The organism is Rhizobium sp. Root274, assembly GCF_001429245.1.
GTDB lineage: Bacteria > Pseudomonadota > Alphaproteobacteria > Rhizobiales > Rhizobiaceae > Allorhizobium.
In genome coordinates, this window is sequence record NZ_LMJE01000001.1 from 570,782 (window position 1) to 591,109 (window position 20,328).

Annotated in this window: 23 protein-coding genes; 11 read left to right on the forward strand and 12 right to left on the reverse strand. The window is 62.5% G+C overall.

The annotated features are described in order from the left end of the window. Window positions 1–38: 38 nt before the first annotated feature. The 4 genes from ASE36_RS02965 to ASE36_RS02980 all read right to left on the reverse strand — a co-directional run bounded on the left by ASE36_RS02965 (window position 39) and on the right by ASE36_RS02980 (window position 4,281). A complete protein-coding gene (locus ASE36_RS02965) occupies window positions 39–1,235 on the reverse strand; it encodes a DUF3095 domain-containing protein (protein WP_062277924.1) in 1,197 nt (398 codons plus the stop codon). Between the two features lie 250 nt (window positions 1,236–1,485). Beyond that, window positions 1,486–1,776, reverse strand: a complete 291-nt coding sequence (locus ASE36_RS02970) for a hypothetical protein (protein ID WP_200945147.1) — start codon at window positions 1,774–1,776, stop codon at window positions 1,486–1,488. Between the two features lie 140 nt (window positions 1,777–1,916). Then, a complete protein-coding gene (locus ASE36_RS02975; RefSeq protein WP_062275451.1) occupies window positions 1,917–3,605 on the reverse strand; it encodes a methyl-accepting chemotaxis protein in 1,689 nt (562 codons plus the stop codon). Between the two features lie 274 nt (window positions 3,606–3,879). Next, window positions 3,880–4,281, reverse strand: coding sequence for a hypothetical protein (locus tag ASE36_RS02980; RefSeq protein ID WP_062275453.1), 402 nt, complete (start codon window positions 4,279–4,281; stop codon window positions 3,880–3,882). A 193-nt stretch (window positions 4,282–4,474) separates the two neighbouring features. On the opposite strand from ASE36_RS02980, the gene ASE36_RS02985 reads away from it, so the two are divergent. After that, window positions 4,475–6,019, forward strand: coding sequence for a sensor histidine kinase (locus tag ASE36_RS02985; protein ID WP_062275455.1), 1,545 nt, complete (start codon window positions 4,475–4,477; stop codon window positions 6,017–6,019). 148 nt (window positions 6,020–6,167) lie between these two features. On the opposite strand, the gene ASE36_RS02990 is transcribed toward ASE36_RS02985, so the two are convergent. Continuing rightward, window positions 6,168–6,560, reverse strand: coding sequence for a DUF937 domain-containing protein (locus ASE36_RS02990; RefSeq protein ID WP_062275456.1), 393 nt, complete (start codon window positions 6,558–6,560; stop codon window positions 6,168–6,170). Window positions 6,561–7,008: 448 nt separating this feature from the next. Between ASE36_RS02990 and ASE36_RS02995 the strand changes: the two genes are divergently transcribed. From ASE36_RS02995 to ASE36_RS22835, 4 genes are all read left to right on the forward strand, one after another. After that, a complete protein-coding gene (locus ASE36_RS02995) occupies window positions 7,009–8,568 on the forward strand; it encodes a helicase HerA-like C-terminal domain-containing protein (protein WP_062275459.1) in 1,560 nt (519 codons plus the stop codon). A gap of 179 nt (window positions 8,569–8,747) precedes the next feature. Further along, window positions 8,748–9,554 carry an EAL domain-containing protein gene (locus ASE36_RS03000; RefSeq protein WP_244474645.1) on the forward strand — a complete coding sequence of 269 codons (807 nt, stop codon included), beginning with the start codon at window positions 8,748–8,750 and terminating at the stop codon, window positions 9,552–9,554. A 44-nt stretch (window positions 9,555–9,598) separates the two neighbouring features. Beyond that, a complete protein-coding gene (locus ASE36_RS03005) occupies window positions 9,599–9,919 on the forward strand; it encodes a YnfA family protein (protein WP_062275463.1) in 321 nt (106 codons plus the stop codon). A 113-nt stretch (window positions 9,920–10,032) separates the two neighbouring features. Beyond that, complete coding sequence (locus ASE36_RS22835) at window positions 10,033–10,191, forward strand: hypothetical protein (RefSeq protein WP_200945148.1); 159 nt, start codon at window positions 10,033–10,035, stop codon at window positions 10,189–10,191. A gap of 46 nt (window positions 10,192–10,237) precedes the next feature. Here ASE36_RS22835 and ASE36_RS03010 read toward each other — a convergent pair whose 3' ends face one another. Further along, a complete protein-coding gene (locus ASE36_RS03010) occupies window positions 10,238–10,873 on the reverse strand; it encodes a LysE family translocator (RefSeq protein WP_062275465.1) in 636 nt (211 codons plus the stop codon). A 123-nt stretch (window positions 10,874–10,996) separates the two neighbouring features. On the opposite strand from ASE36_RS03010, the gene ASE36_RS03015 reads away from it, so the two are divergent. Continuing rightward, the gene (locus tag ASE36_RS03015; protein ID WP_062275467.1) at window positions 10,997–11,680 is read left to right on the forward strand and encodes a helix-turn-helix transcriptional regulator; all 684 of its coding nucleotides are present in this window, start codon (window positions 10,997–10,999) and stop codon (window positions 11,678–11,680) included. A gap of 33 nt (window positions 11,681–11,713) precedes the next feature. On the opposite strand, the gene ASE36_RS03020 is transcribed toward ASE36_RS03015, so the two are convergent. Next, complete coding sequence (locus ASE36_RS03020) at window positions 11,714–12,592, reverse strand: LysR family transcriptional regulator (RefSeq protein ID WP_062275469.1); 879 nt, start codon at window positions 12,590–12,592, stop codon at window positions 11,714–11,716. A gap of 91 nt (window positions 12,593–12,683) precedes the next feature. Between ASE36_RS03020 and ASE36_RS03025 the strand changes: the two genes are divergently transcribed. Both ASE36_RS03025 and ASE36_RS03030 read left to right on the forward strand, forming a co-directional pair. Then, window positions 12,684–13,598, forward strand: a complete 915-nt coding sequence (locus tag ASE36_RS03025; protein WP_062275471.1) for a DMT family transporter — start codon at window positions 12,684–12,686, stop codon at window positions 13,596–13,598. 64 nt (window positions 13,599–13,662) lie between these two features. Continuing rightward, window positions 13,663–14,556, forward strand: coding sequence for a DMT family transporter (locus tag ASE36_RS03030; protein ID WP_062275473.1), 894 nt, complete (start codon window positions 13,663–13,665; stop codon window positions 14,554–14,556). Between the two features lie 99 nt (window positions 14,557–14,655). Here ASE36_RS03030 and ASE36_RS03035 read toward each other — a convergent pair whose 3' ends face one another. Beyond that, the gene (locus ASE36_RS03035; protein ID WP_062275474.1) at window positions 14,656–15,708 is read right to left on the reverse strand and encodes a fatty acid desaturase; all 1,053 of its coding nucleotides are present in this window, start codon (window positions 15,706–15,708) and stop codon (window positions 14,656–14,658) included. A 449-nt stretch (window positions 15,709–16,157) separates the two neighbouring features. Beyond that, a complete protein-coding gene (locus ASE36_RS03040; protein ID WP_062275476.1) occupies window positions 16,158–16,649 on the reverse strand; it encodes a hypothetical protein in 492 nt (163 codons plus the stop codon). 502 nt (window positions 16,650–17,151) lie between these two features. Here ASE36_RS03040 and ASE36_RS03045 point away from each other — a divergent pair. The 3 genes from ASE36_RS03045 (at window position 17,152) to ASE36_RS03055 (ending at window position 18,221) form a co-directional block, all read left to right on the forward strand. Continuing rightward, window positions 17,152–17,361: a cold-shock protein gene (locus ASE36_RS03045; protein ID WP_062275478.1), complete on the forward strand. Its 210-nt coding sequence runs from the start codon at window positions 17,152–17,154 to the stop codon at window positions 17,359–17,361. A 236-nt stretch (window positions 17,362–17,597) separates the two neighbouring features. Further along, on the forward strand, window positions 17,598–17,846 hold the full coding sequence (gene rpsU, locus ASE36_RS03050) for a 30S ribosomal protein S21 (protein ID WP_062275480.1): 249 nt from the start codon (window positions 17,598–17,600) through the stop codon (window positions 17,844–17,846). A gap of 144 nt (window positions 17,847–17,990) precedes the next feature. Beyond that, window positions 17,991–18,221: a hypothetical protein gene (locus ASE36_RS03055; protein WP_062275482.1), complete on the forward strand. Its 231-nt coding sequence runs from the start codon at window positions 17,991–17,993 to the stop codon at window positions 18,219–18,221. 120 nt (window positions 18,222–18,341) lie between these two features. Here ASE36_RS03055 and ASE36_RS03060 read toward each other — a convergent pair whose 3' ends face one another. From ASE36_RS03060 to ASE36_RS03070, 3 genes are all read right to left on the reverse strand, one after another. Beyond that, window positions 18,342–18,911, reverse strand: a complete 570-nt coding sequence (locus ASE36_RS03060) for a histidine phosphatase family protein (protein ID WP_082510778.1) — start codon at window positions 18,909–18,911, stop codon at window positions 18,342–18,344. Between the two features lie 114 nt (window positions 18,912–19,025). Continuing rightward, window positions 19,026–19,802 carry a VOC family protein gene (locus ASE36_RS03065; protein ID WP_062275484.1) on the reverse strand — a complete coding sequence of 259 codons (777 nt, stop codon included), beginning with the start codon at window positions 19,800–19,802 and terminating at the stop codon, window positions 19,026–19,028. Between the two features lie 30 nt (window positions 19,803–19,832). Then, window positions 19,833–20,321 carry a DUF1579 domain-containing protein gene (locus tag ASE36_RS03070; RefSeq protein WP_062275486.1) on the reverse strand — a complete coding sequence of 163 codons (489 nt, stop codon included), beginning with the start codon at window positions 20,319–20,321 and terminating at the stop codon, window positions 19,833–19,835. Window positions 20,322–20,328 lie beyond the last annotated feature (7 nt).

The window sequence follows — 20,328 nt, forward strand, 5'->3', positions numbered from 1 at the left end:
GGACAGGTGACGGAAGGGGCGCCGACGCCTTTCGGGCTTTATGCCATCCTGGCAGGAGACGGATCGGCGTCCAAGGGATCGCCGGACACCGACAGCTTCAACTGGCTGGCGGCGACAGCATAACCGCCGGCAGCGCCATCAATGAAATGCATATGCCCCCGCTCCAGCGGCGTCGGCACGAAGCAGGTCATCAGGGCCGATTCCTGGAGATGCAGGCCGTAGCGGCAGATGCCGGCGGCAGCGGCCGTCTCCAGCAAGTTGCGGATGCGCGCGAGTCGTGCCGGGTCGGTGTCGACCGTCATCTTCAGCCCGTCGTCGAACTTGCGGAAATCGGTGTTCATGCGCACGTCGCGGACATAGTCATGGGCATCGAACCGGCCGAACTTGAGGTGGGTTCGGTGGAGAAATGCCGTCAGGTAATATTGCAGGAGAATATAGAGCTTGCGCTGCAGGCGACGGCCCGGAGGTGCCGTGGCGCGGGCTTCGAGGTTGAGCGCTTCCAGCGTCAGGCCAAGGCTCGGGCCTCCATCGGCCACGGGATGGCCCATCTGTGCATCGGCAGAGGCAATGGTGACGATCTCCGCGACGAGGCGGCGGAAGTCGCGGTCCTGGTCGGCCGCGGCCGGCTGGGCGATGATCGAGGCGATGGCGCCGTTGCGGGCAGCGATCGGCTGCCAGCGGCAGGAGAGACCGGAGAGATTGGGCTGGGTTCCGGGCGGCGCCGGATCGACCAGGTAGCGGCCGGCCTTCATTTCCGCCTCGGCCCAATGACTGCCGCCGCCGGAGAACATGGCATAGGTTACGCCTTCGCTGACGGCAAAGCGCGCCAGGCGGACATCCTGGCCATGGGCGCGGATATCTGCGACCGGGACCAGAGCGGTGCGCATCTCGAGGTCATATTCCTCCTCCACCCAGCGGCGCACTGCGGCAAGTGCGGTGCGCGCGGTCTCGCCATCTTCCGGGGGAACGGCGACCAGCGCGCCATCGCCGCCAAAGATGAAGGGCAGATCGTGCTCACCCGTGGCATTGAGGATGGCGGAGATGACGGCGACGCCGGCGAGATTGACCGACTTGTAGCGACCGGCAGCAATGGCGCCGGTGGAATCGACGATATCGGCGACGGCGAGCATCCAGCCATCGGGCAGCGGATGGTAATTGCCGTCATCGATCACGCCTTCGAATTTCTCGAAGGCAGGAATGGTGCGGAAAAAGCTTGACGCGGTGGCCTTGCTCATCTCGGTGTCCTCACGGCGGTCCATGTCGTGGCTTACACCAAAGTCTGAAGAGACGGACCCATGCGATAGGTTCGTGGCATCCGGCTTTGGTATGATTGTCACGATCACAGCGACGACGACTGCATCAAAATAGTTTCGATGACCGTCGGTCACAACCATGTGCGAAAGATTGCCGGGGACGAGACGGATGGCAGCGGCAGCAACAGAAGAGATGAGCGGCCCGCCCAATTGCAGGCGGGCCTGCCGTTAATCAGACGACCCGGCGTGCGGCGTCTTCGACGCTTTCACCAGCACGTTCGCCGTCGCGGTAACCCTGGTCTGCATCGTCATCGGGCGCATGATCGCGCACGGCGTGTGGAGTGGGCGTGGTGATCGCACCATGGTTGGGGTCGTTCACGTCCTGACCCATGCTGCCATTTTCATCGGGCATGCGCTCGCGCGCGCTTTCGACGCGGCGACGGTTGCGCTCCATGTTTGCGGCCTCAATGAGGTCTGTCAGTTCAGTCTCGGACATGCCGGAGAGGTCAATGGGGCTGGTCACGGGGATATCTCCTCGGATTGCGCGCGGCGCGGAATTTTGGCCGGCGGGGTCGAGGAGATAATGCGCGAGGGCGAAAAAGGTGCCCCCGTAGCAAGGAAGGCCGGTGGAGCCATCAGGCCCCATCCGGCACGACACTTTGATCAGGCAGCGCGATGTACGGAATGTGCCGAACTTTTGCCGGACGTCTGCGAGGTCTTGAAGCGGGCGATGAGACCATAAAGCTTCTCTGCGCCTTCGGCGAGCGAGGTCGCGGCTGCGCTGGCTTCCTCGACCGTTGCGGCGCTTTGCTGGGTCACCTTGTCCAGCATGTTGATCGAAGCGTTGATCTCACCGATGCCCGTTGCCTGTTCGCGGGCGGACACCGAGATCGCCTCGACATTGGCATCGATTTCCTGAACCTGTTCCACGATCGAATCCAGTGCGTTGCCGGTCTTGTCGACGAGGGTGACGCCCTGACGTACCGCCTCGGCAGACTTTGCAATCAGGCCCTTAATGTCCTTGGCGGCGCTGGCCGAGCGCTGGGCCAGTTCGCGGACTTCCTGGGCAACGACGGCAAAGCCCTTGCCGGCTTCGCCGGCGCGGGCGGCTTCGACGCCGGCGTTGAGCGCGAGCAGGTTGGTCTGGAAGGCGATCTCATCGATCACGCCGATAATGTTCTCGATTTCCTTGGACGCATTGGCGATGTCGTCCATGGCGGCCGTTGCCTGCTTGACCACGGTGCCGGAGGCTTCCGCATTGGAGCGGGTTTCGCCGACGAGCCGGGTGGTGGCGACCGTGCGGTTGCTGGTGTCCTTGACGGTCGAGTTGATCTGTTCCAGGGCGGCGGCGGTCTCTTCCACGGTCGCGGCCTGGCGCTCGCCATTGGTCGCGATGCCGTTGGAGACGTCCTGGATAACGGCCGCATTGTCGGCGACGGACTGGGCCGACTGGACGATCGCGGCTACGGTTTCGTCAAGCGCCTGGGCGGCCGTGTTGACGTCGAGGCGGGTCTTTTCGAGCACGGCGTCGAGCGCCTCGTTGATGCGCACGGTCAGATCACCTTCCGCCAGCCGCTTGATGGCGGCGCCGATGATCTTGACTGCCTTCATGCGCGGGGTGATGTCGGTTGCGACCTTTATCACCTTGTAGACCTTGCCGCGGGAATTGAAGACCGGGGTATAAGCCGCCTGGATCCAGACCTCGCGGCCACCCTTGCCGTAGCGGACGAAATTCGACGAGATGAATTCGCCGCCGCGCAGGCGCTCCCAGAACTGGGCATATTCACTGGTGGCTGCGTAAGCCGGCTCGCAGAACATGCGGTGATGCTGGCCGACGATCTCCTGGCTGGAATAGCCCATGGCATTCAGGAAATTGTCGTTTGCCTGAACAATGGTACCGTCGATTTCGAATTCGATGATGGCCTGAGACTGATCGATGGCGCGCAGGCGATTGCCCTCGTGCAGCGAGGCGATCTTGGTCGCGGTGATATCGGAGGCCATCTTCAGGATCCGCACGACCCGCCCACCCTGGAAGACCGGATTGTAGGTGGCCTCGATCCAGACATCATCGCCTGCCTTGCTCTGGCGACGGAATTGGCCGCTTTGAAAGCGACCGGCGGCAAGCTCCGACCAGAAGCGCTGATAATCCGGCGAGCTGCGGATCGCGTCTTCGCAGAAGATGCGGTGATGCTTGCCGACGATCTCCGAAAGGTCATAGCCGAGCGCCTTGCAGAAGTTCTCGTTGGCATCGAGGATTGTGCCGTCCGGCTTGAACCAGATCATGGCTTGCGAATTGGAGAGCGCGCGCATGTCGTCGGCGACGCGGGAGGCGTGCAAATAGTCGGTAAGCATGGATTTTTCCCCGAAAAGACCTTTGGGGCATCACACCATGCTTTGATTAAAGCTTCCTAAATTACAACCCCCAGGAGATGCCGACAGCAGCGGATATTTCTGTGGCCGCACTCCCGTCGCCGGGCTTTCTAGCGGCTTTGGGGGGCGATCAGCGATGCCGGCGCATCGCGGTTGCGGACGATGTGCGCACGGCTCGCTCATCGGTCAAGGTGAGGTTGCGCAGCCAACCCCTCCCCCAGGTAGGCATCAGGGAGGGGCTGGCCATGATTATTGCTCAGCGTTCCGGATTGTCGGCATTCGCCATGGGCGACGGGCGGCCGTCTTCGCCGTCTTCGCCCTGACGCTGATCGATGTCTTCCATATCGGCATCGACGAGGTAGGTGTCGGTGCCGCCAAGGCGAGCGGCTTCACGTACGGCATCATGATTGGTCATGTCGATCTGGGCATCCAGCCCCTCTTCGGCTCGTTCAGGGTCTTGCCCGAGCACCGAGAGGTTCTCGTCGCCCTGCCCGCCAAGCAGATCGGCATTGCTGTCGGGCCGCTTGGCATGGGCTTCGCGATAGCCTTCCTCGCCGGCGCCGGCTTCGTGACCGCTTTCGCCGGCCGTATCCTGAAGCTTGCGCACACCGTTTTCACGATGGTTCATCGCGTTGTCGCTCGTCTCGTGATTGCTCATGGGTCTTCCTCCGTTGGGTGCTTATGGTCTTGTTCAGTCAACGAGGCGGAGGGCCGCTTCGTTCCGCCGCCTGGCACTTGCGCCCGCAGCGGAGATCAGTGTGGGCAGGTGCATGGACTTATTGCGCAACGTGTTTCGGCATGCTCTAAAACGAAGCAGGTAAGGGTGGGTCGGCATTCGGAGAGAAACGTCATTGACCTTGGGTCCAAACCTCGTCTTGCGCTGGTTCCGGGCAATCCAGATCGGCGGCGTCCTGCTGCCCCTGATCGGCTGCCTGATCTGGACCTCGCTCTCGTTCAGAGAACAGTGGAACGCGGCGACCGAACATGCGGTCGGTACCGTCGGTCTGGTGCGACAATATTCGCAGCGTCTCGTCGAAACGCAGCTGATCAAGCACCGGGCGGCGCTGAGCCGCGTCGAGGGCGAGAACACAGAGTTTTTGCGGTCTGAATCGTTTCACCGCTTTCTCACGGCCCTGGATTCGGACCGGGCCCTGTCTTACGGCCTCGCCGTCATCGCGCTCGACGGCGAGGTGATCGCCTCGAGCCGCAGCTTCCCCGTTAATGTGCGCTTTGGCCAGCGAGACTATCTCGACGCAGTGCGCGACGGCGCCGGGCTGTTCATCGACCGGATCAAGCTGGAACCAGGCGATCGGGATGCAGTGATCGTGGCGAGCGCCTTTATCACTCCCGGCTTTCGCGGCGCGATCGTCTCCTCCATGCCGGCAGAGAGCAGCCGGACCTTCCTGCGCACCATCGCCGCCTCCGACGGGGAAGCGGCCTCGCTACTGCGCGAGGACGGCAAGCTTCTGGTGCGGCAGATCCCGTCCGACCCGGTGTGGCTGCCGGAGGGTTCGCCGGCCTTGGAGAACATTAAGGATGCCAATGAAGGTGTCTATGAGGCTCTCGCTGTGTCGGACGGCGTGAAACGCATTTATGCCTTCAGCCGTCTGGAGAACCTATCGCTGGTGGCCAATTTCGGCGTGCCGACCGAGCGGATCTTCATGGCAACGGCCATGAGTTCCCTGCCCGTCTGGCTGCTGATGCTGGCGATCAGCGCCTTCACGCTGGTGGCGAGTGGTTTGGCGCGGCGCAGCATTCTTGCGCAGATCGATGCGGAGGTGCGGGCGCTCAGACTGGCAGAGGCCGAAACCCGGGCCCAGCAGCGCTCCGAACTGGTGCGCGAAATGAACCATCGGGTGAAGAACAATCTCGCCATGGTCAGCAGCCTGATCAACCTGCATCAGCGGCAAAAGGGCAAAGTGGACGCGCAGGACCTGCAGATGCGCGTGCGGGCGCTGGCGGAGGTGCACGACCTACTCTACCGATCGAGCCATGGTGAGAGGATCGACCTCGGCATACTTCTGCGCCGGGCCTGTGATCCGGGCACGCTGTTGCCGGAAGAGCGCGGCATCCGCTTCGATTATGTGCTGCCGGAAGGCATTCTCGTGCCGGCGGACCGGGCCTCGCCGCTGGCGCTTGCCGTGCTGGAGCTCGTCACCAATGCGGTCAAACATGCCTTTGTCGATCGCGACAGCGGTACCATCCGCCTCGCGCTGAAAGCTGTCGGCGAGGAGGAGGGCGAAATCACCGTTTCGGACGACGGGGTCGGCATGGCGCAGACCACCACCCGCCGCTCCGGTACCGGCCTGGTCGACGCCTTCGTGCAGCAGGTGGGCGGCGAGATCACGAGGACGGTGGACGGCGGCACGACTTACGTGATCCGGTTTGGTCTGTGAGGGGTAGTCGTCGCGGCGGATCATGCCGGAAATGGCGGCGGTCCGACCAGAGATTGAACGGCAGCCATTGAGCTTGTGGCCGGCTCTGAGGCCAACAAAAAGCCGCCGGGTTGCCCCGACGGCTTTGAAACTCGACTGGACGGATCGATCAGACGAACTGGCTGAGCCCCGGAACCGAGGCCACGACTTCATCCACCACGTCGGCGCCGGCATATTCGCGGGCAACCGCCATGGTTTCCTTGGCGAGGGTGGAGATTTCGCCCATGCCGAGGCCTTGAGACATCAGCTGCTGGCCGAGGCCCATGATGCCGCCGCCGCCGATGGCGCTCATCAGGCCGCCGAGCAGACCGCCGCCGCCTGCACCTTCGCCATTGTGCTTGGCAACCAGTTCGGCCGCACCCGGGATGGCTTCGATCATGCGGGCGACCGGGCCGTCGGCTGCTTCGCGCTGCAGGAAGCCGAGCATCATGCCGAGTGCCGTTTCAGCCTTGTCCGGGGAAATGCCGACATTGTCGGCGATGCGGGTGACGAGTTCGCTCATGGGGTATCCTCCTGCGGGAAATTTGACGTTAACGTCAACGTAATAGAAGTTTCTGTTGAACTCAAGCGCTGCACGACGGCCCGGTGGAAAAATGCCGGGGAGTTCATACCCTGCCCTTTTCGCCTGGTCGCCATTCACTTCGCGGCCGGCGCAGCCCCTATGCGCCTCTACGCCATTGGCAAGATGCAGCATCGGCCGTTTGCCAGCACCAGACCGCTGCGCGAAACTGCGGCAGGACCGGCTTCAGGCTTGGCTTCGGATGGCCACGACGCGCGCGCCTCTGCTTCGTCACCTGCGGCGCCGTCTTCTACCTCGCGCTTGCATTCGCCCAGCCTGCTCATGTTTCGCAATGAGACGCCTGACCGTTGTCGATGTTCCACACAATCCTTATAAGAGCAAGCTCAAGTGTCGATGACATATCCGCACGAGCGATGGGAGACGCATTCGCATGCTGCAAGAAGGTTCGCTTTATCTCGGCACCAGCCGCAATCCGGACGACAGCCTGAACAAGGCGGAATATCTGGCGCTGAAATACGGCAACCGCCACGGCATCATCACAGGCGCCACCGGCACCGGCAAGACGGTGACGCTGCAGGTGCTCGCGGAGAGTTTTTCGGAGGCCGGCGTGCCGGTCTTTGCCTCCGACATCAAGGGCGATCTTTCCGGCATTGCGGCCATGGGCGAGCCGAAGGACTGGATCACCCAACGCGCCCAGCAGATCGGCTTCACCGATTATGCGCCTTCGGAATTTCCTGTCATTTTCTGGGATCTCTATGGCGAGAAGGGCCACCGGGTGCGCACCACGGTTGCCGAGATGGGGCCGCTTCTGCTCTCACGGCTGATGAACGCGACCGAGGCGCAGGAAGGCGCGCTTAACATCGCCTTCAAGATTGCCGACCAGGGCGGCTTGCCGCTTCTCGACATGAAGGATCTGCAGGCGCTTTTGACCTATATGGCGGATCATGCCACCGAGCTTTCGAGCCAGTTCGGCCTGATCTCCAAGGCCTCGATTGCCACGCTGCAGCGCGGATTGTTGATCCTTGAGCAGCAGGGTGCGGAGAATTTCTTCGGCGAGCCGGCGCTGAAGGTTACCGACATCATGCGCACGACCAATGACGGGCGCGGGGCTATCTCTATTCTTGCTGCCGACCGGCTGATGATGAACCCGCGTCTCTACGCGACCTTCCTGCTCTGGCTGCTCTCGGAGCTGTTCGAGGAACTGCCGGAGGTGGGCGATCTCGACAAGCCGAAGCTCGTCTTCTTCTTCGACGAGGCCCACCTTCTCTTCAACGACGCGCCGAAGGTCTTGATCGAGCGGGTCGAGCAGGTGGTGCGGCTCATTCGCTCCAAGGGCGTCGGCGTCTATTTCGTCACGCAGAACCCGCTCGATGTACCGGAAACGGTGCTGGCGCAGCTTGGCAACCGCGTGCAGCATGCGCTCAGGGCCTACACACCGCGCGAACAGAAGGCGGTGAAGACGGCAGCGGATACGTTCCGGCCGAACCCGGCCTTTGATTGCGCAACCGCCATCACCCAGCTTGGCATCGGCGAGGCGCTGGTCTCGACGCTGGAAGCCAAGGGCATTCCCTCGATGGTCGAGCGCACGCTGATCCGCCCGCCTTCGGGCAAGGTCGGGCCGATCGATGATGCCGCCCGGCAGAAGGTGATGAACCTTTCGCCGGTTGCCGGACACTATGATGCCGATCTCGATGCGGAATCGGCCTATGAGATCCTGACGGCGCGGGCGAAGAAGGCGGCGGAGGCGGAAGCTGCCAAGCGTGAGGCCGAGACGGGCGCCAAGGCCGATGATAGTGCGGCCGGCCGCTGGACGCTGCCGGGCTTCGGCGACGAGGCGAAGGAGAGCGACGGGGACCGCCCGACGAAACGCGCCGGCGGCTATCAGCGCGAGACGGTGATCGAGGCGGCGATGAAGAGTGCGGCACGCTCGGTCGCGACCTCCGTCGGACGGGCGCTGGTGCGCGGGATCTTGGGGAGCCTCAGGCGCTGAGGGCTGCGTTCAGGAGGCAGTTGTGCCATCCCGGCACAGCGGATGGCCAAGCGCCAAAAAGTGAAAGATGAAAGCTCATCCTCATGTTTTCAGTTTTGTTCACCTCCGCGCAACTCTTCTTGCGGTAATCTCGGTGGATGAAATTGCACCGGTTGTCGTCGGTGCAGGTGAGGTGGAGCGTGGACAGCAGTCTGGATCAACTCGTTCTGGTGAACAATGCGAAGCGGGCGCTGGATCGCGGCCACTTCGAATTGATCTATCAGCCGGTCTATTCGGTGGACCATCGCGAGGTGGACAGCCTGGAGACGCTGTTGCGCTGGCGCACCCGGCCGAACATGTTGGCGGCGGCGCAGGAATTCCGGGCGATCTTCCGCGATCCGGCGCTCTCCCTGTCGATCCGCGACTTCGTTCTGGAAAAGACCCTGTCGCAGGCGGCGCAGTGGCGTGCCGAGGGGCATGACTTCGGGCGCATCGCCGTCAATACCACCGCCTTCGACCTTTGCTCCGGCGATTTTGCCCTGTGGCTGTCGGAGATGATGGATGCGCATCGCCTAACGCCCGACATGCTGGAAATCGAAGTGCCGGAACCGGCCTTTTACGGTCCACAGGCCAAGCAGGTGGGGCTTGCGCTCGAGGCGCTGCATTATTGCGGATTCTCGCTGGCGCTCGACAATTTCGGCGCCACCCATGCGGGGCTTGCCGCCCTTCGCCAGCATCCGTTCCGGCGGTTGAAGATCGATCACGGCCTGATGCGCAGTGCGCTCACCAATCCGATCGACAAGGCCATCGTCAAAAACGTGATTTCGCTCGGCCATGATCTCGGCCTGATCGTGACCGCCGCCGGCGTCGAAAGCGAGGCGCAGATGGAAACGGCGGTGCAGCTCGGCTTCGACAGCGTACAGGGCTTCTTCGTCTGCTTCCCCAAGGAGGCGGAGATGGTGCCGCGCGTCTGCCAGATCCTCAATCTGCAGGGCCGCTCGGCCTGAGGCTGACCCTTTCGCCCGCGCCGCCAGCATGGCAGGATCGGGCAATGACCCTGTTGATCTACCCCCTCGCCGCCCTTGCCGAAATCGCCGGCTGTTTTGCCTTCTGGGCCTGGCTGAAGCTCGACCGTTCGCCGTTCTGGCTGGCGCCGGGAATTTTGTCGCTTGCCCTTTTTGCATGGCTTCTGACGCTGGTGCCATCCGAGACTGCGGGCCGCGCCTATGCGGCCTATGGCGGGGTCTATATCGCCGCCTCGCTGGTTTGGCTGTGGCTGGTCGAGGGACAGCGGCCTGACAGATTCGACCTCACGGGCGCGGCGATCTGCCTGATCGGGGCGGCGGTCATCCTGTTGCCTGCCCGGGAGTGAGCGTTGGAAAGCCCTGAAAAGGCAGGATGCCGGCTTGCGGAATTTGCCGTAAACTGGTGGCTGATGCGAAGGCCTGCGTGGCCTTCACTCGCAAAACTTTCCGGGGATTGTGGATGCGCAATCGGAGAGGCACAGCGGATGGCTTTCGCGAGGGGCGTGGCTTTAGTCGCGCCGACTGGGAAGCCGTCAGTGACAATCCAGAAATCTCCGAACTGGAAATGAAGGAATTTCGCCGCTTTCGCGAGGTGTTCCGAGCTGGCAGCTTCGATTGACCGAGCTCGCGCAAAGGTCGAGCCTCCGCAGGAACAACCTCCCCCATCACCAGCCCTGCCAGCTCCTGACCAGCATATAGGCGGCAACCGCGACCAGCAGCCAGCCAGCAGCACGGCCGATGGCGATGGTGAGGCCGGGATTTGAGACCAGTGCTTCGCGGCCACGGGCGGCGGCGAGCGCCAGGCCGCCATAGACGATTAGTTGGATGGCCATGGTAAGGGCGCCCATGACGAGGGCCTGGGACCAGAACGGGCCATAGACCGGTTTCATGAATTGCGGATAGACGGCGAGGATAAAGGTCCAGGCTTTCGGGTTGAGCAGGCAGGTGACGAGTCCTTGGCCGAAGATCTTGATCGTGGCGCGGCGCGCTTCGCCTTCCACGTGATCCACGGTGATGCTGCTGCGGGCAAGGCTGATGCCGATCCAGATCATATAGGCGGCGCCGAGGATCAGCATGACGGGGGTCAGGGTCGGGATCAGCGTCGAGAGCGCCGCCACGGCGACCGTGCCGAAAACCGTGTGGCAGGCACCGCCGGCCATCATGCCAAAGGTCGCGGCCAAGCCGGCGCGGCGGCCGCCGGTCAGCGCATTGGCGAGCACAAAGAGCATATCCATGCCGGGCACGACGATGATGCCGGTCAGAAGCAGGGTGAAGAGCCAGAGGTTTTCGGTATAGGTCATGTCAGTTGCCTGTCGTGTGCGGTGGGTCAGTGACCGAGGTTCGCGCCGGTTTTTCAGCGTGTTGGGTCGTGCTATATCGAGTGTCAACTGACAGAGTTGTGTCAGGAGTGACGAGGGTACCCCATGCGCAAGGCCTCCCGGCTGTTCGAAATCATCCAGATCCTGAGACTTGCAGGCCACCCGATAACCGCGCTTCAGATGGCGGAGCGGCTGGAGGTGAGCGAGCGCTCGATCTACCGCGACATTGCAGCACTTCAGGCGATGCGGGTGCCGATCGAGGGCGAACGCGGCATCGGCTATATCCTGCGCCCCGGCTTCCACTTGCCGCCGCTGATGTTTTCAGCGGAAGAGACCGAGGCGATCGTGCTCGGCATGGCGCTCAACAAGCGCACCGGTGACAGGGAACTCGGCGAAGCGTCATCGCGCGTGCTGGACAAGATCGCGGCGGCCGTGCCTGCCCCCTTGCGAGAGGCACTCTCGTCGCGCGCGCTGCATGCGTGGGGAAGCGCGATCCCCTCGGCAGACGCCGTCGATCTCGGCCTTGTGCGCCGGGCGATCCGCGACGAGGAAAAGCTTGCGATCGACTATCGCGACGAGCAGGCGCGCGTGACCCAAAGAACCATCCGGCCGATTGCGCTCATCTATTATTCGGAGGCGGCGGTGATGGTCGGCTGGTGCGAACTGCGCCAGGCGATCCGCAATTTCCGCATCGACCGGACGCTGACCTGCGCGCCGACGGGACAGGGTTTCCGTGGCGAGGGCGATGCGCTCAGGCGGCAATGGATTGCGGGGTGGCAGAGTCCGTAGGAGGGCGTGGCGACGTCATCGGCGGGATGACGGCTATCCGTAATTTTGCACCTCGGCTGCCATCCAGGCGCAGAACTGTCGGACCATGCGCGTTTCCGACCGGCGCTGGTAGCAGTAGGTTCCGATTTCGACCGGCGGGCATCCGGGGACGGCCACCAGGGCGCCCGACTGCGTTTCCCTGGCCGTAAGGATCGGTGGCGCCAGGACCATGCCGAGACCGGCGACGCAGGCATGCAGGGCCGCGTCGTCGGTGTCGAACTCATGGACGAAGGTGAGGTCGGCGATGGAGATTCCGGTCGTTTCACACCAGAGCTTCCAATCCCAATTGCGTGCCGCACAGCGAAGGGCGGGAACCGTCGACAGGGCGAGCGGCCGGCCATCGCCGCGCTTTGCCAAGAGGGTCGGAGAGACGACGGGCCGGCTCACGTCACCACAGAGGGGCTGCCACCCGTCAATCTCCTCTCCGGCGCGGACATAGCGGATGCTGACATCCGCCGCCGGAATGGCGGGAAAGGTCTGGTAGGCGCTGGTCTCCACCAGCACGCGCGCATCGGGGCAGATTGCGCGAAAACGGTCCAGCGACGGAATGAGCCAGCGCAGCGCAAATGACATCGAGGCGAGCACGCTGATTTCGTTTTCATCCCGATGCAGGGCATCGGCGGACCGTTCGATGAGCGCAATCGCTGGAGCGACTTCCTGGTAAAACCGCGTCCCCACCTCGGTCAGGGAGACGGAGTTGTGGCCGCGCCGGAAAAACTGCACGCCAAGCTCGTCTTCCAGCTTCTTGATTTGATGGCTGACTGCGCCTGCTGTCACACCGAGTTCGTCTCCAGCCGCAATCAGGCTGCCGGTGCGAGCGACCGTGCCGAAAACCCGGATGGCGTTCAATGAGACACGGCTTCTGGTCTGCATTAGCTTTCCTCATGCTCCCCGAATTATTGTCGTTTGAACCCAACCGCAAGATTTCGCACAAGGCAAGGCAGAAACCTCTGAAGGTGAAGCAATGTCTGCACACACAGTTTACAGGAACGTCAAAGCGACTGCATGGGCCACCATCGGGACTGCCTTATTTTCCTTGATTTTCGCTTCGGCCAAATTCGCGGACGGAAGCGCCAGCGCCCTGCAGATCCTGTTCCTGCGCTATATCGGCGGACTGGCCACTCTGCTGATGGTCGTCGCGATCCGGCGGGACACGCTGTCGGCCTATCGAAGCCCCAGGCCGTTGTCGCATTTCACGCGGGCCGTCTTCGGCGCTTCGGGTGGCGGCGCGCTGATCTATGCCTCGGCCAATATGCCGATCGTCGACGCGACCGCCATCGGCCTGCTCTACGTCGTGTTCGTCATTCCGCTCGGGGTGGTGATCTTGAAGGAACGGCTTTACCCGCAGCACATCGGCGCTGTCGCCATCTGCTGCTCAGGCGCTGCGGTCGTCATGGCCTCGCGGGGCGCGTTCAGCGAATTTCGTCTGGCTTACCTCTTTCCGGCAGGGATCGGAGTTCTCGGGGCGGCGCTGCTGGCTGTCGAGAGGCTGATGATCAAGATGCTCTCGCATTCTGATCGGGCGATGACGGTACTTCTCCATGTCAACGCGTTCGGCGTGCTACTGATGGGCGTGCCCGCTTTCCTGCAATGGGTCCCTCTGTCTTTCGAAACCGCGCTCTCATGTGTCCTTCTCGGACCACTCGCGGTGACGGCACAATATTGCATCGTCCAGGGCTACCGCCTCGCATCGCTGTCGATCGTCGGCCCGGTCGATTACACTTGGCTGATCTTTGCAGGGCTAATCGGCTTTTTGTTTTTTGGCGAACAACCGACCCTGGGTGTGATTGTGGGATCGGCGATCATTGCCGCTGGCGGCATCATGCTAGCGGTCATCAAGCCGAGAGAAGACGAGCACGAGAGCATCTCGCCGGCTTGAAACATCGGCGAGAACAGATCCGCATGGATCTGTGGAGCCTTCACAGTATCAAACAGGAAACGTCATGCGGCTGACCTATCTGGCCTTCGCCCTGCTGGGCCTCTTTTGGGGATCGAACTTCATTTACATGAAATGGGCGGCGGAGTTCATTACCCCGGCGCTGATCACGCTTCTGCGCGTGTTCTTCGGCTTCCTGCCGCTGGCATTCGCCGCTTGGCGAAAGCGGGTGATCCACCGCGAACAGCTGCGGCATCTGCCGCATTTCCTCGTGATGGCAGTGCTGGCAACGGCATTCTATTATCTGGCGATCGCAGAGGGTACGGCGCGGCTCCCCTCCGGCGTCGCAGGTGTTCTCGGTGGGTCGATTTCGCTCTTCACGACTATCGCCACGCTTCTGTTCCTTCGCACGGAGCGGCCCAATGCACTGATGCTGTCCGGCGTGCTGGTGGGTTTTGCCGGCATAGTGCTGATTGCGCGTCCGTGGGAGGGGGCGCATGGGGAGATCGACATCACAGGCGTGTTCTGGATGCTAGCCGCCACCACTACCCTCGGTCTCTCCTATGTTTATGTTCGCCGCTTCCTGTCGCCCCACAATCTCCCGCCGCTTGCGCTTGCGACATGGCAGACCGGACTTGCCCTCCTAGTGCTGCTCGCCGTCACCGATCGGACCGGCATGGGCGACATCTTGCTTAACCGGCATGCCTTTGCAGGCGTTGCCGTGGGGCTGGGCGTGCTTGGAACAGGCATGGCCTTCCTGATCTATTACCATCTGCTGCAGGAACTGGGCGCGGTCGCAGCTTCGGGCGCGACCTATGTTACGCCAAATATCGCCCTTCTGATCGGCTGGGCCGCCGGAGAAACTATCGGGTTGCTTGAGATCTCTGCAATCGTTCTCGTTGTGGCCAGCATCGCCTTGTTGCAGATCGGTCGGCAGCGCGGTTCAAAGCAGGCTGGATAAGCCGCAGAGGCGAGAGCCAAGCTTCAGCGCTCATCGCAGATCTAAAAAGGGGCAGGCTCTCGCCCACCCCTCGCTTCATTTCAATTCCGGCTTATCACCTCAGGCAACCACCGTCAGCCGGTTTGCCTCCCGGAACGACACGAGGCGGCCGAGCTTTTCGTCCCAGAGGACAAGCTTCACGCAGGCGAGGCTTTCCTTCAGCGTGATGCGGCTGATGGTCTTCAATTCGGGGTGGTCGCGCAGGACTTCCGGCAGACGGTAGAAGGGGATCTTGCTCGACAGGTGATGCACATGGTGCACGCCGATATGGCCTGTCAGCCAGCGCAGGCCCCAGGGCAGGTCGTAATGCGAGGCGCCGTGCAGGGCTGCGTGCTGGAACTGCCATTCCGGCGGGGCAGACCAATGGGTGTCTTCGAACTGGTGCTGGACATAGAAGAGCCAGATGCCGGCAGCACCGGCCAGAAGCACGATCGGCAGATGCACGACGAGGAAGGGCCAGAGGCCGACGGCCCAGATCATCAGGGCGGCGAAGAGCGCCATGCCGAGATTGGTCGCCATGGTCGAGATCCAGGGCAAAGCACCGTCCTTCATCATGCCGATCGGCAGGCGCTGCTTCAGGAGGAAGACCCAGGCCGGGCCCACGCCGAAGAGGATGATCGGGTGACGATACAGGCGGTAGCCGAAGCGACCCCAGGCTGTCAGCGCCTTGTATTCAGCAACCGTCAGCGTGGTGATGTCGCCGACGCCGCGTTCTTCGAGATTGCCGGCCGTGGCGTGGTGCTCGGCATGCGCCCGGCGCCAGTAATCGTAAGGGGTGAAGGTGAGCACGCCTAAGATGCGGCCGGTCCAGTCATCGACGCTGCGACGGGCGAAGAAGGCGCCGTGGCCGCAATCGTGCTGGATGATGAAGAGGCGCAGCAGGAAGCCTGCGGCGGGAACGACGAGCACGAGGCCCGGCCAGAAGGCATAATGATAGCTGACGAGCGCGCCGACCCACAGAAGGGCGAAGGGGACCACGGTGACGGCGAGTTCGAACGTGCTGCGCGCAAGGCGAGGCTTGCGATAGGCATTGACGATCTTCAGCCATATCTTGGCATCGGGAGCATCGGGTTCCGGCGGCTGGTCTTTGGAGTAGTCGAAGGCGGCGCTCATGAGCGGACCTCCGAAGCTGCGATGGCCTTGGAGGTGGGGGCAACGGATGCGCCCTGGCCTTCGGCAAGGGGCATAGGGCTTCCCGAGGAGAGGCCCGTAGCAATGGTCATGGTCGAGTGGCTTTCATCATGGACAAGAGTGTCCGACGGCGAACGGTTCACCGGCGGATGCGTTCCCCTATCAGGTCTGCCGGGGCTTGTCGCCACGGAACTCTGCAGCCGGCGGTGGCGCGGCTGAATGGGGCCGGCGGTAAGCCCCAAGGAAAAGCCGCCATTCTGGCAAAGGACAGCCTCTCGTGACCAGTTCGAAGCAAATCTGGTGACAATCGTCGAGATAACTGGCCTGAGAACGTCAATTTAGGCCCCACGATCCTCAAAAACGAAGATGTTGCGCCGCAGCACACAAAACTGTGGCTGCGGCACCCTGTCGCGACCGACAGTCGGATCAGATCACTCGGCGGCGCGAATCGACTCGAGCATCTTGTTGACGTCCGGGTTGTTCTTTTCCTCGGTTTCCGTCGATGCCCAATAGGTGACGATAGCGAGGCTGTCTTCGGAAATGCCGACAATGCCGACGCCGATGGTGACCGGGCCGTCCTTGTCGGTGCCCTTCCAGGACAACGTCTGATAGGGCATGCCGTTCTGGTCGCCCTTGCTTTCGGTCTGGCTGGCCGGATCGGCGGTTACGCCGTTTTCCTCGAGGAATGTGAAGACGCCCTTGATCACCTCTTCGGTGTCTTCGGCGCCGGCGGCATCGAAGGAGATATAGGTGCCGCCATCCGGCGAGGTGGCCTCGTAACCATAGTCGGTTTCGCTCGGCTTCCAGCTCTCCGGAATGTCGACGGTCGCGACCGGATCATCGGAAGGGAAGTTGAAGGCGCCGGCGAGCGAGGTACCAGCGGTGAGGAGGAGGATTGCCGCGGTGGCAAGGAACTTGTTCATCGGATGTGTCCGTTGGTGAGAGATGGTCCTGCACGGATTGCCTGCGGCCAAGGCCGTCTGCTTTCAGCGCGACAGGTTTCATAGCAGGTGTCGATGAAGAATCGTTGTACTCTTTTTGGAAGAGACTCGCGCCAGAATGACACGGCGTTCTGCTCCGGGAAGGGTTGATAATCCACGCGTTTGGCGCGAAGGAGAGACGAAATCGCGGATGACTGCGCGACCGGACGACACTCCCATACAGGGGAATTTCTGTCGACCCGTCCGGCGGAATGCCCTATGCCTCAGGCATTCGGGCGTCTCCAGAGGCCGCGCGCCGGGTGCTGCGACCGGAAAAATCGGATTTTTGCTTGTCACGCAGGGCTTCAGCCCTTATATTGTCGCCATCGAAGATTGCGAGTGACTTTGTCTACGCGCCTCAAGCGCACGCCAGATTTCCTTCAACGTCGATATACCGCCGGTCGAATGTCTCTCCGGCAAGCCCAACGATTGAAAGGAAATCGTTATGAACACAGGTACCGTAAAGTGGTTCAACAGCACCAAGGGTTTTGGTTTCATCCAGCCGGATGAAGGCTCTGCCGACGTGTTCGTCCACATATCCGCAGTTCAGCGCGCCGGCATGCGCGACCTCGTCGAAGGCCAGAAGATCTCTTACGATCTGGTCCAGGACAAGCGTTCGGGCAAGAGCTCGGCCGACAACCTGCGCGCCGCTTAATAATTTGTCGCTCGCCCCGCTCTTCGTCGTTTTGTCGGCTTGCGGGTAGAGTGACGAGGAAAGGTCGGGTGTTGCCCGGCCTTTTTTGTTTTGTCGATTACCTGCCCGCAGGTTATACGGCAGCCCATTCGTCCCGATCCGATCGGGATCTTCGCCGGGGCTTGGCGCGTTTCTCTGACGCACCCCTCATCCGAAACTCGAGATCATCGGGCCCCAAGCCCGGAAAGGAAACGACCGTGCAAGTTCTCGTTCGTGACAACAATGTCGACCAGGCACTCCGCGTGCTGAAGAAGAAGATGCAGCGCGAAGGCCTGTTCCGCGAAATGAAGGCGCGCAGCGCATTCGAAAAGCCGTCGGAAAAGCGCGTTCGCGAAAAGGCTGAAGCCGTTCGCCGTCAGCGCAAGCTGGCGCGCAAGAAGATGCAGCGCGAAGGCCTGCTGCCGGCGCCGAAGAAGGCTGTCGTCCGCGGCGGCGCTGCTCGCTAAAGACTGCCCAATCTATCCGTGCGCCCCTGGGGCGCGCGGATCGCCCACCCCCGCATTCCGTCCCCACTCTGTCCCGTCGGGGCACATCGTCGAGCCATTGACGCTTCTGGGTCGACACGCACATCGCTGCAGGAAGGACCGGACATGACTGCCACCAAAGACACGTTTTTCAAGCCTGAAAAGGTTTCGCCGCAGGACAAGGCCGCGACCACCGACAGCGTCGCACGCTCGCTGATCGAAGCCGAAGCCGTGGCGCGCGAGAAAAAGACCGAGACGCTGAAGGCGCTGCGCCTCGAGCGCGAAGCGCTGGAAGCCGAAAAGGCACCGGCGCCGAAGAAGCGCGCCGTCAAGAAGGCCTCCGTCAAGCGCGGCTGAGCCGATCTTCCCGAAGACGCGACGCCATCCGGCGCGCCCGTCTCTCCCCTTGTACGTGATATCACCAGACGGGCGGATGCTTTTGCTCCCGCCGTTCTGGTGCATGTTTATGCCTGATTTTCAGGCCGTCTGTTGTCTTCCGAGGACCGTTGCAGCGCCCGCCGGATCGAGCGTGACGAAGACCAGCTCTCCGCTTTGCGGCACGATATCGGCAAGACCGGTGATGTTCACCTGATGGGTGACGAGAATGACGGGGACCGGGCCGGACAGACCGGCCAGCCAGGCGCTGAGCTTCATCGTCTGTTCGCTCCCGTCTTCCGGGGTACCGAAAAAAGAATTGAGGAGCGGCTGCTCGGCAACCGGCCCGAGCGCCAGTCCTTCCGCCGTGTCGAGACACCGGCACCACTGGCTGGAATAGACCCGCGCCGCGGTTACACCGTTCGCACGAAAGAGATCTCCCATCCGGCGCGCCTGCGCCCGGCCGGCATCGGACAGGTTTCGTTGCGTGTCGCAGGCGCCCAACCTGAAGCCCGGCGGATCACCTATTCCCGGGGCCGAAGCGTGGCGAACAAGGACCAGGGCCTGACCGAGACGGAATGCTGCCCAGGGATCAGTGGCCGCGCCCGCCCGGCTTGCAAAGGCGGCGGCGGCGGCGGAGGACATGGCGAGGAACTGGCGTCGCAAAAGCATGTCGGCGTCCTGCCCGGTTGTTTGATTTATACCGAACAGATACGTGCGCAGGACATGCCGTGGATCAAGGCTGCCGACCACGGTTGCGTGATCGGCAAGGCTTGATGATGCGGATCACCGCGCGGCGGCCGTCAGGTTGAAATAGGCACCTTGCGGATCCTGGCAGGCAGCAATCCAGGAGCCGCCGGGGACCTGATGCGGGCCCATCAGCAGCTGGCCGCCGAGTGCTTTGACCTGGTCGATCGCCGCGTCGATGGCGGGCACGATGAAGTAGTAGCCCCAGTAAGGGACGGGCATTTCAGGCCGCTTGGTCATCATGCCGCCAATCGCACGATCACCGCGCTTGAAGGTCTGGTAGATGCCAAGCGCGTCCATGTCGACGGCCATATCTTTTGCCCAGCCGTATCTCGCGACGTAGAAATCCCAGACCTTCTCCCAGTCACCGGCCATGAGCTCGTTCCAGCCGACCGTTCCGGCGCTGCCGGGGGTGGGCCAATTGCCGGTTCCACCCTCCGGCATTTTCGGCGTCATGATGCAGACGACGGCGCCCTGCGGGTCGGCGACGACGGCGAAACGGCCGACATCGGGAATGTCTTCCGCAGGACGGCAGATGGTGCCGCCGTTCGCGGCAGAATCGGCGGCCATTTGGTCGACGTCATCGACAGCGATATAGCCGGTCCAGTGAGGCGGCATGCCGTGCCCCTTCATCTCCTCGCTCAGCGCCATCATGCCAGCAACGCCGGAAGGGAAGCCCGGGATTGCGAGAGTGGTATAGGTGTAGTCCCCCATGTGGATATCGGTCGGCTCCCAGCCGAACAGCGGGCCGTAGAAGGACTTTGCTGCCGCCGGATCGGGGGTGATCAGCTCGTGCCAGATGAATGTGCCATGCATGCGGTTACCCTCTCTATCTTATTGCCAGCGTCAGGCGATGCGCCGGGATGTGCTTGTCATGAAGGTCTTGAAGCTGCCGTCCGGCTGGCGGACGCTGCCGGAAAAGGTCCTGGTGTCGTCATCGATGAAATGGATGACATCACGGAAGATGTCGGTACGAGAGGGATCGTCGAAGCTCGGACCTTCAGCCTCCAGCACCAGGGTCTGGCCGTCGTCCTCCAGCCAACCCTTGTAGATCCAGAGCTTGTCCATCATCGAGCCGATCCAGCTGCCGACGTAATGGCCCAGTCGCGGGTCGTAGCCGAGCGTCATGATCATCGAGGACTGCCCGCCGTCGCCCATATTGCCTTCGCCTTCGGAAATGATCCAGAAGCCGCCGACGGAGCGGACCTTTTCGGTCCATCGCTTGAGGGGATCTTCCGGATCGTAGTCTTCATGGCCGGTCGAGGCGACATAGAGCCATTCGCCGACGAGGCGTTCGAGCACCTTGTGATGCTCTGTGGGTTTTGGAAATTCCATGAGTGCC

Excerpts from the sequence above, each read along its gene's own strand:
- ASE36_RS02965 (WP_062277924.1), bottom strand. The coding sequence starts at position 1,235 with ATGAGCAAGGCCACCGCGTCAAGCTTTTTCCGCACCATTCCTGCCTTC.
- ASE36_RS02990 (WP_062275456.1), bottom strand. The coding sequence starts at position 6,560 with ATGAGCGAACTCGTCACCCGCATCGCCGACAATGTCGGCATTTCCCCG.
- ASE36_RS03055 (WP_062275482.1), top strand. The coding sequence starts at position 17,991 with ATGACTGCCACCAAAGACACGTTTTTCAAGCCTGAAAAGGTTTCGCCG.
- ASE36_RS03040 (WP_062275476.1), bottom strand. The coding sequence starts at position 16,649 with ATGAACAAGTTCCTTGCCACCGCGGCAATCCTCCTCCTCACCGCTGGT.
- ASE36_RS03015 (WP_062275467.1), top strand. The coding sequence starts at position 10,997 with ATGCGCAAGGCCTCCCGGCTGTTCGAAATCATCCAGATCCTGAGACTT.
- ASE36_RS22835 (WP_200945148.1), top strand. The coding sequence starts at position 10,033 with ATGCGCAATCGGAGAGGCACAGCGGATGGCTTTCGCGAGGGGCGTGGC.
- ASE36_RS03010 (WP_062275465.1), bottom strand. The coding sequence starts at position 10,873 with ATGACCTATACCGAAAACCTCTGGCTCTTCACCCTGCTTCTGACCGGC.
- ASE36_RS03030 (WP_062275473.1), top strand. The coding sequence starts at position 13,663 with ATGCGGCTGACCTATCTGGCCTTCGCCCTGCTGGGCCTCTTTTGGGGA.
- ASE36_RS02975 (WP_062275451.1), bottom strand. The coding sequence starts at position 3,605 with ATGCTTACCGACTATTTGCACGCCTCCCGCGTCGCCGACGACATGCGC.
- ASE36_RS03025 (WP_062275471.1), top strand. The coding sequence starts at position 12,684 with ATGTCTGCACACACAGTTTACAGGAACGTCAAAGCGACTGCATGGGCC.
- ASE36_RS03045 (WP_062275478.1), top strand. The coding sequence starts at position 17,152 with ATGAACACAGGTACCGTAAAGTGGTTCAACAGCACCAAGGGTTTTGGT.
- ASE36_RS03005 (WP_062275463.1), top strand. The coding sequence starts at position 9,599 with ATGACCCTGTTGATCTACCCCCTCGCCGCCCTTGCCGAAATCGCCGGC.
- ASE36_RS03020 (WP_062275469.1), bottom strand. The coding sequence starts at position 12,592 with ATGCAGACCAGAAGCCGTGTCTCATTGAACGCCATCCGGGTTTTCGGC.
- ASE36_RS02995 (WP_062275459.1), top strand. The coding sequence starts at position 7,009 with ATGCTGCAAGAAGGTTCGCTTTATCTCGGCACCAGCCGCAATCCGGAC.
- ASE36_RS03035 (WP_062275474.1), bottom strand. The coding sequence starts at position 15,708 with ATGAGCGCCGCCTTCGACTACTCCAAAGACCAGCCGCCGGAACCCGAT.
- ASE36_RS03070 (WP_062275486.1), bottom strand. The coding sequence starts at position 20,321 with ATGGAATTTCCAAAACCCACAGAGCATCACAAGGTGCTCGAACGCCTC.
- ASE36_RS03060 (WP_082510778.1), bottom strand. The coding sequence starts at position 18,911 with ATGCTTTTGCGACGCCAGTTCCTCGCCATGTCCTCCGCCGCCGCCGCC.
- ASE36_RS03065 (WP_062275484.1), bottom strand. The coding sequence starts at position 19,802 with ATGCATGGCACATTCATCTGGCACGAGCTGATCACCCCCGATCCGGCG.
- ASE36_RS02980 (WP_062275453.1), bottom strand. The coding sequence starts at position 4,281 with ATGAGCAATCACGAGACGAGCGACAACGCGATGAACCATCGTGAAAAC.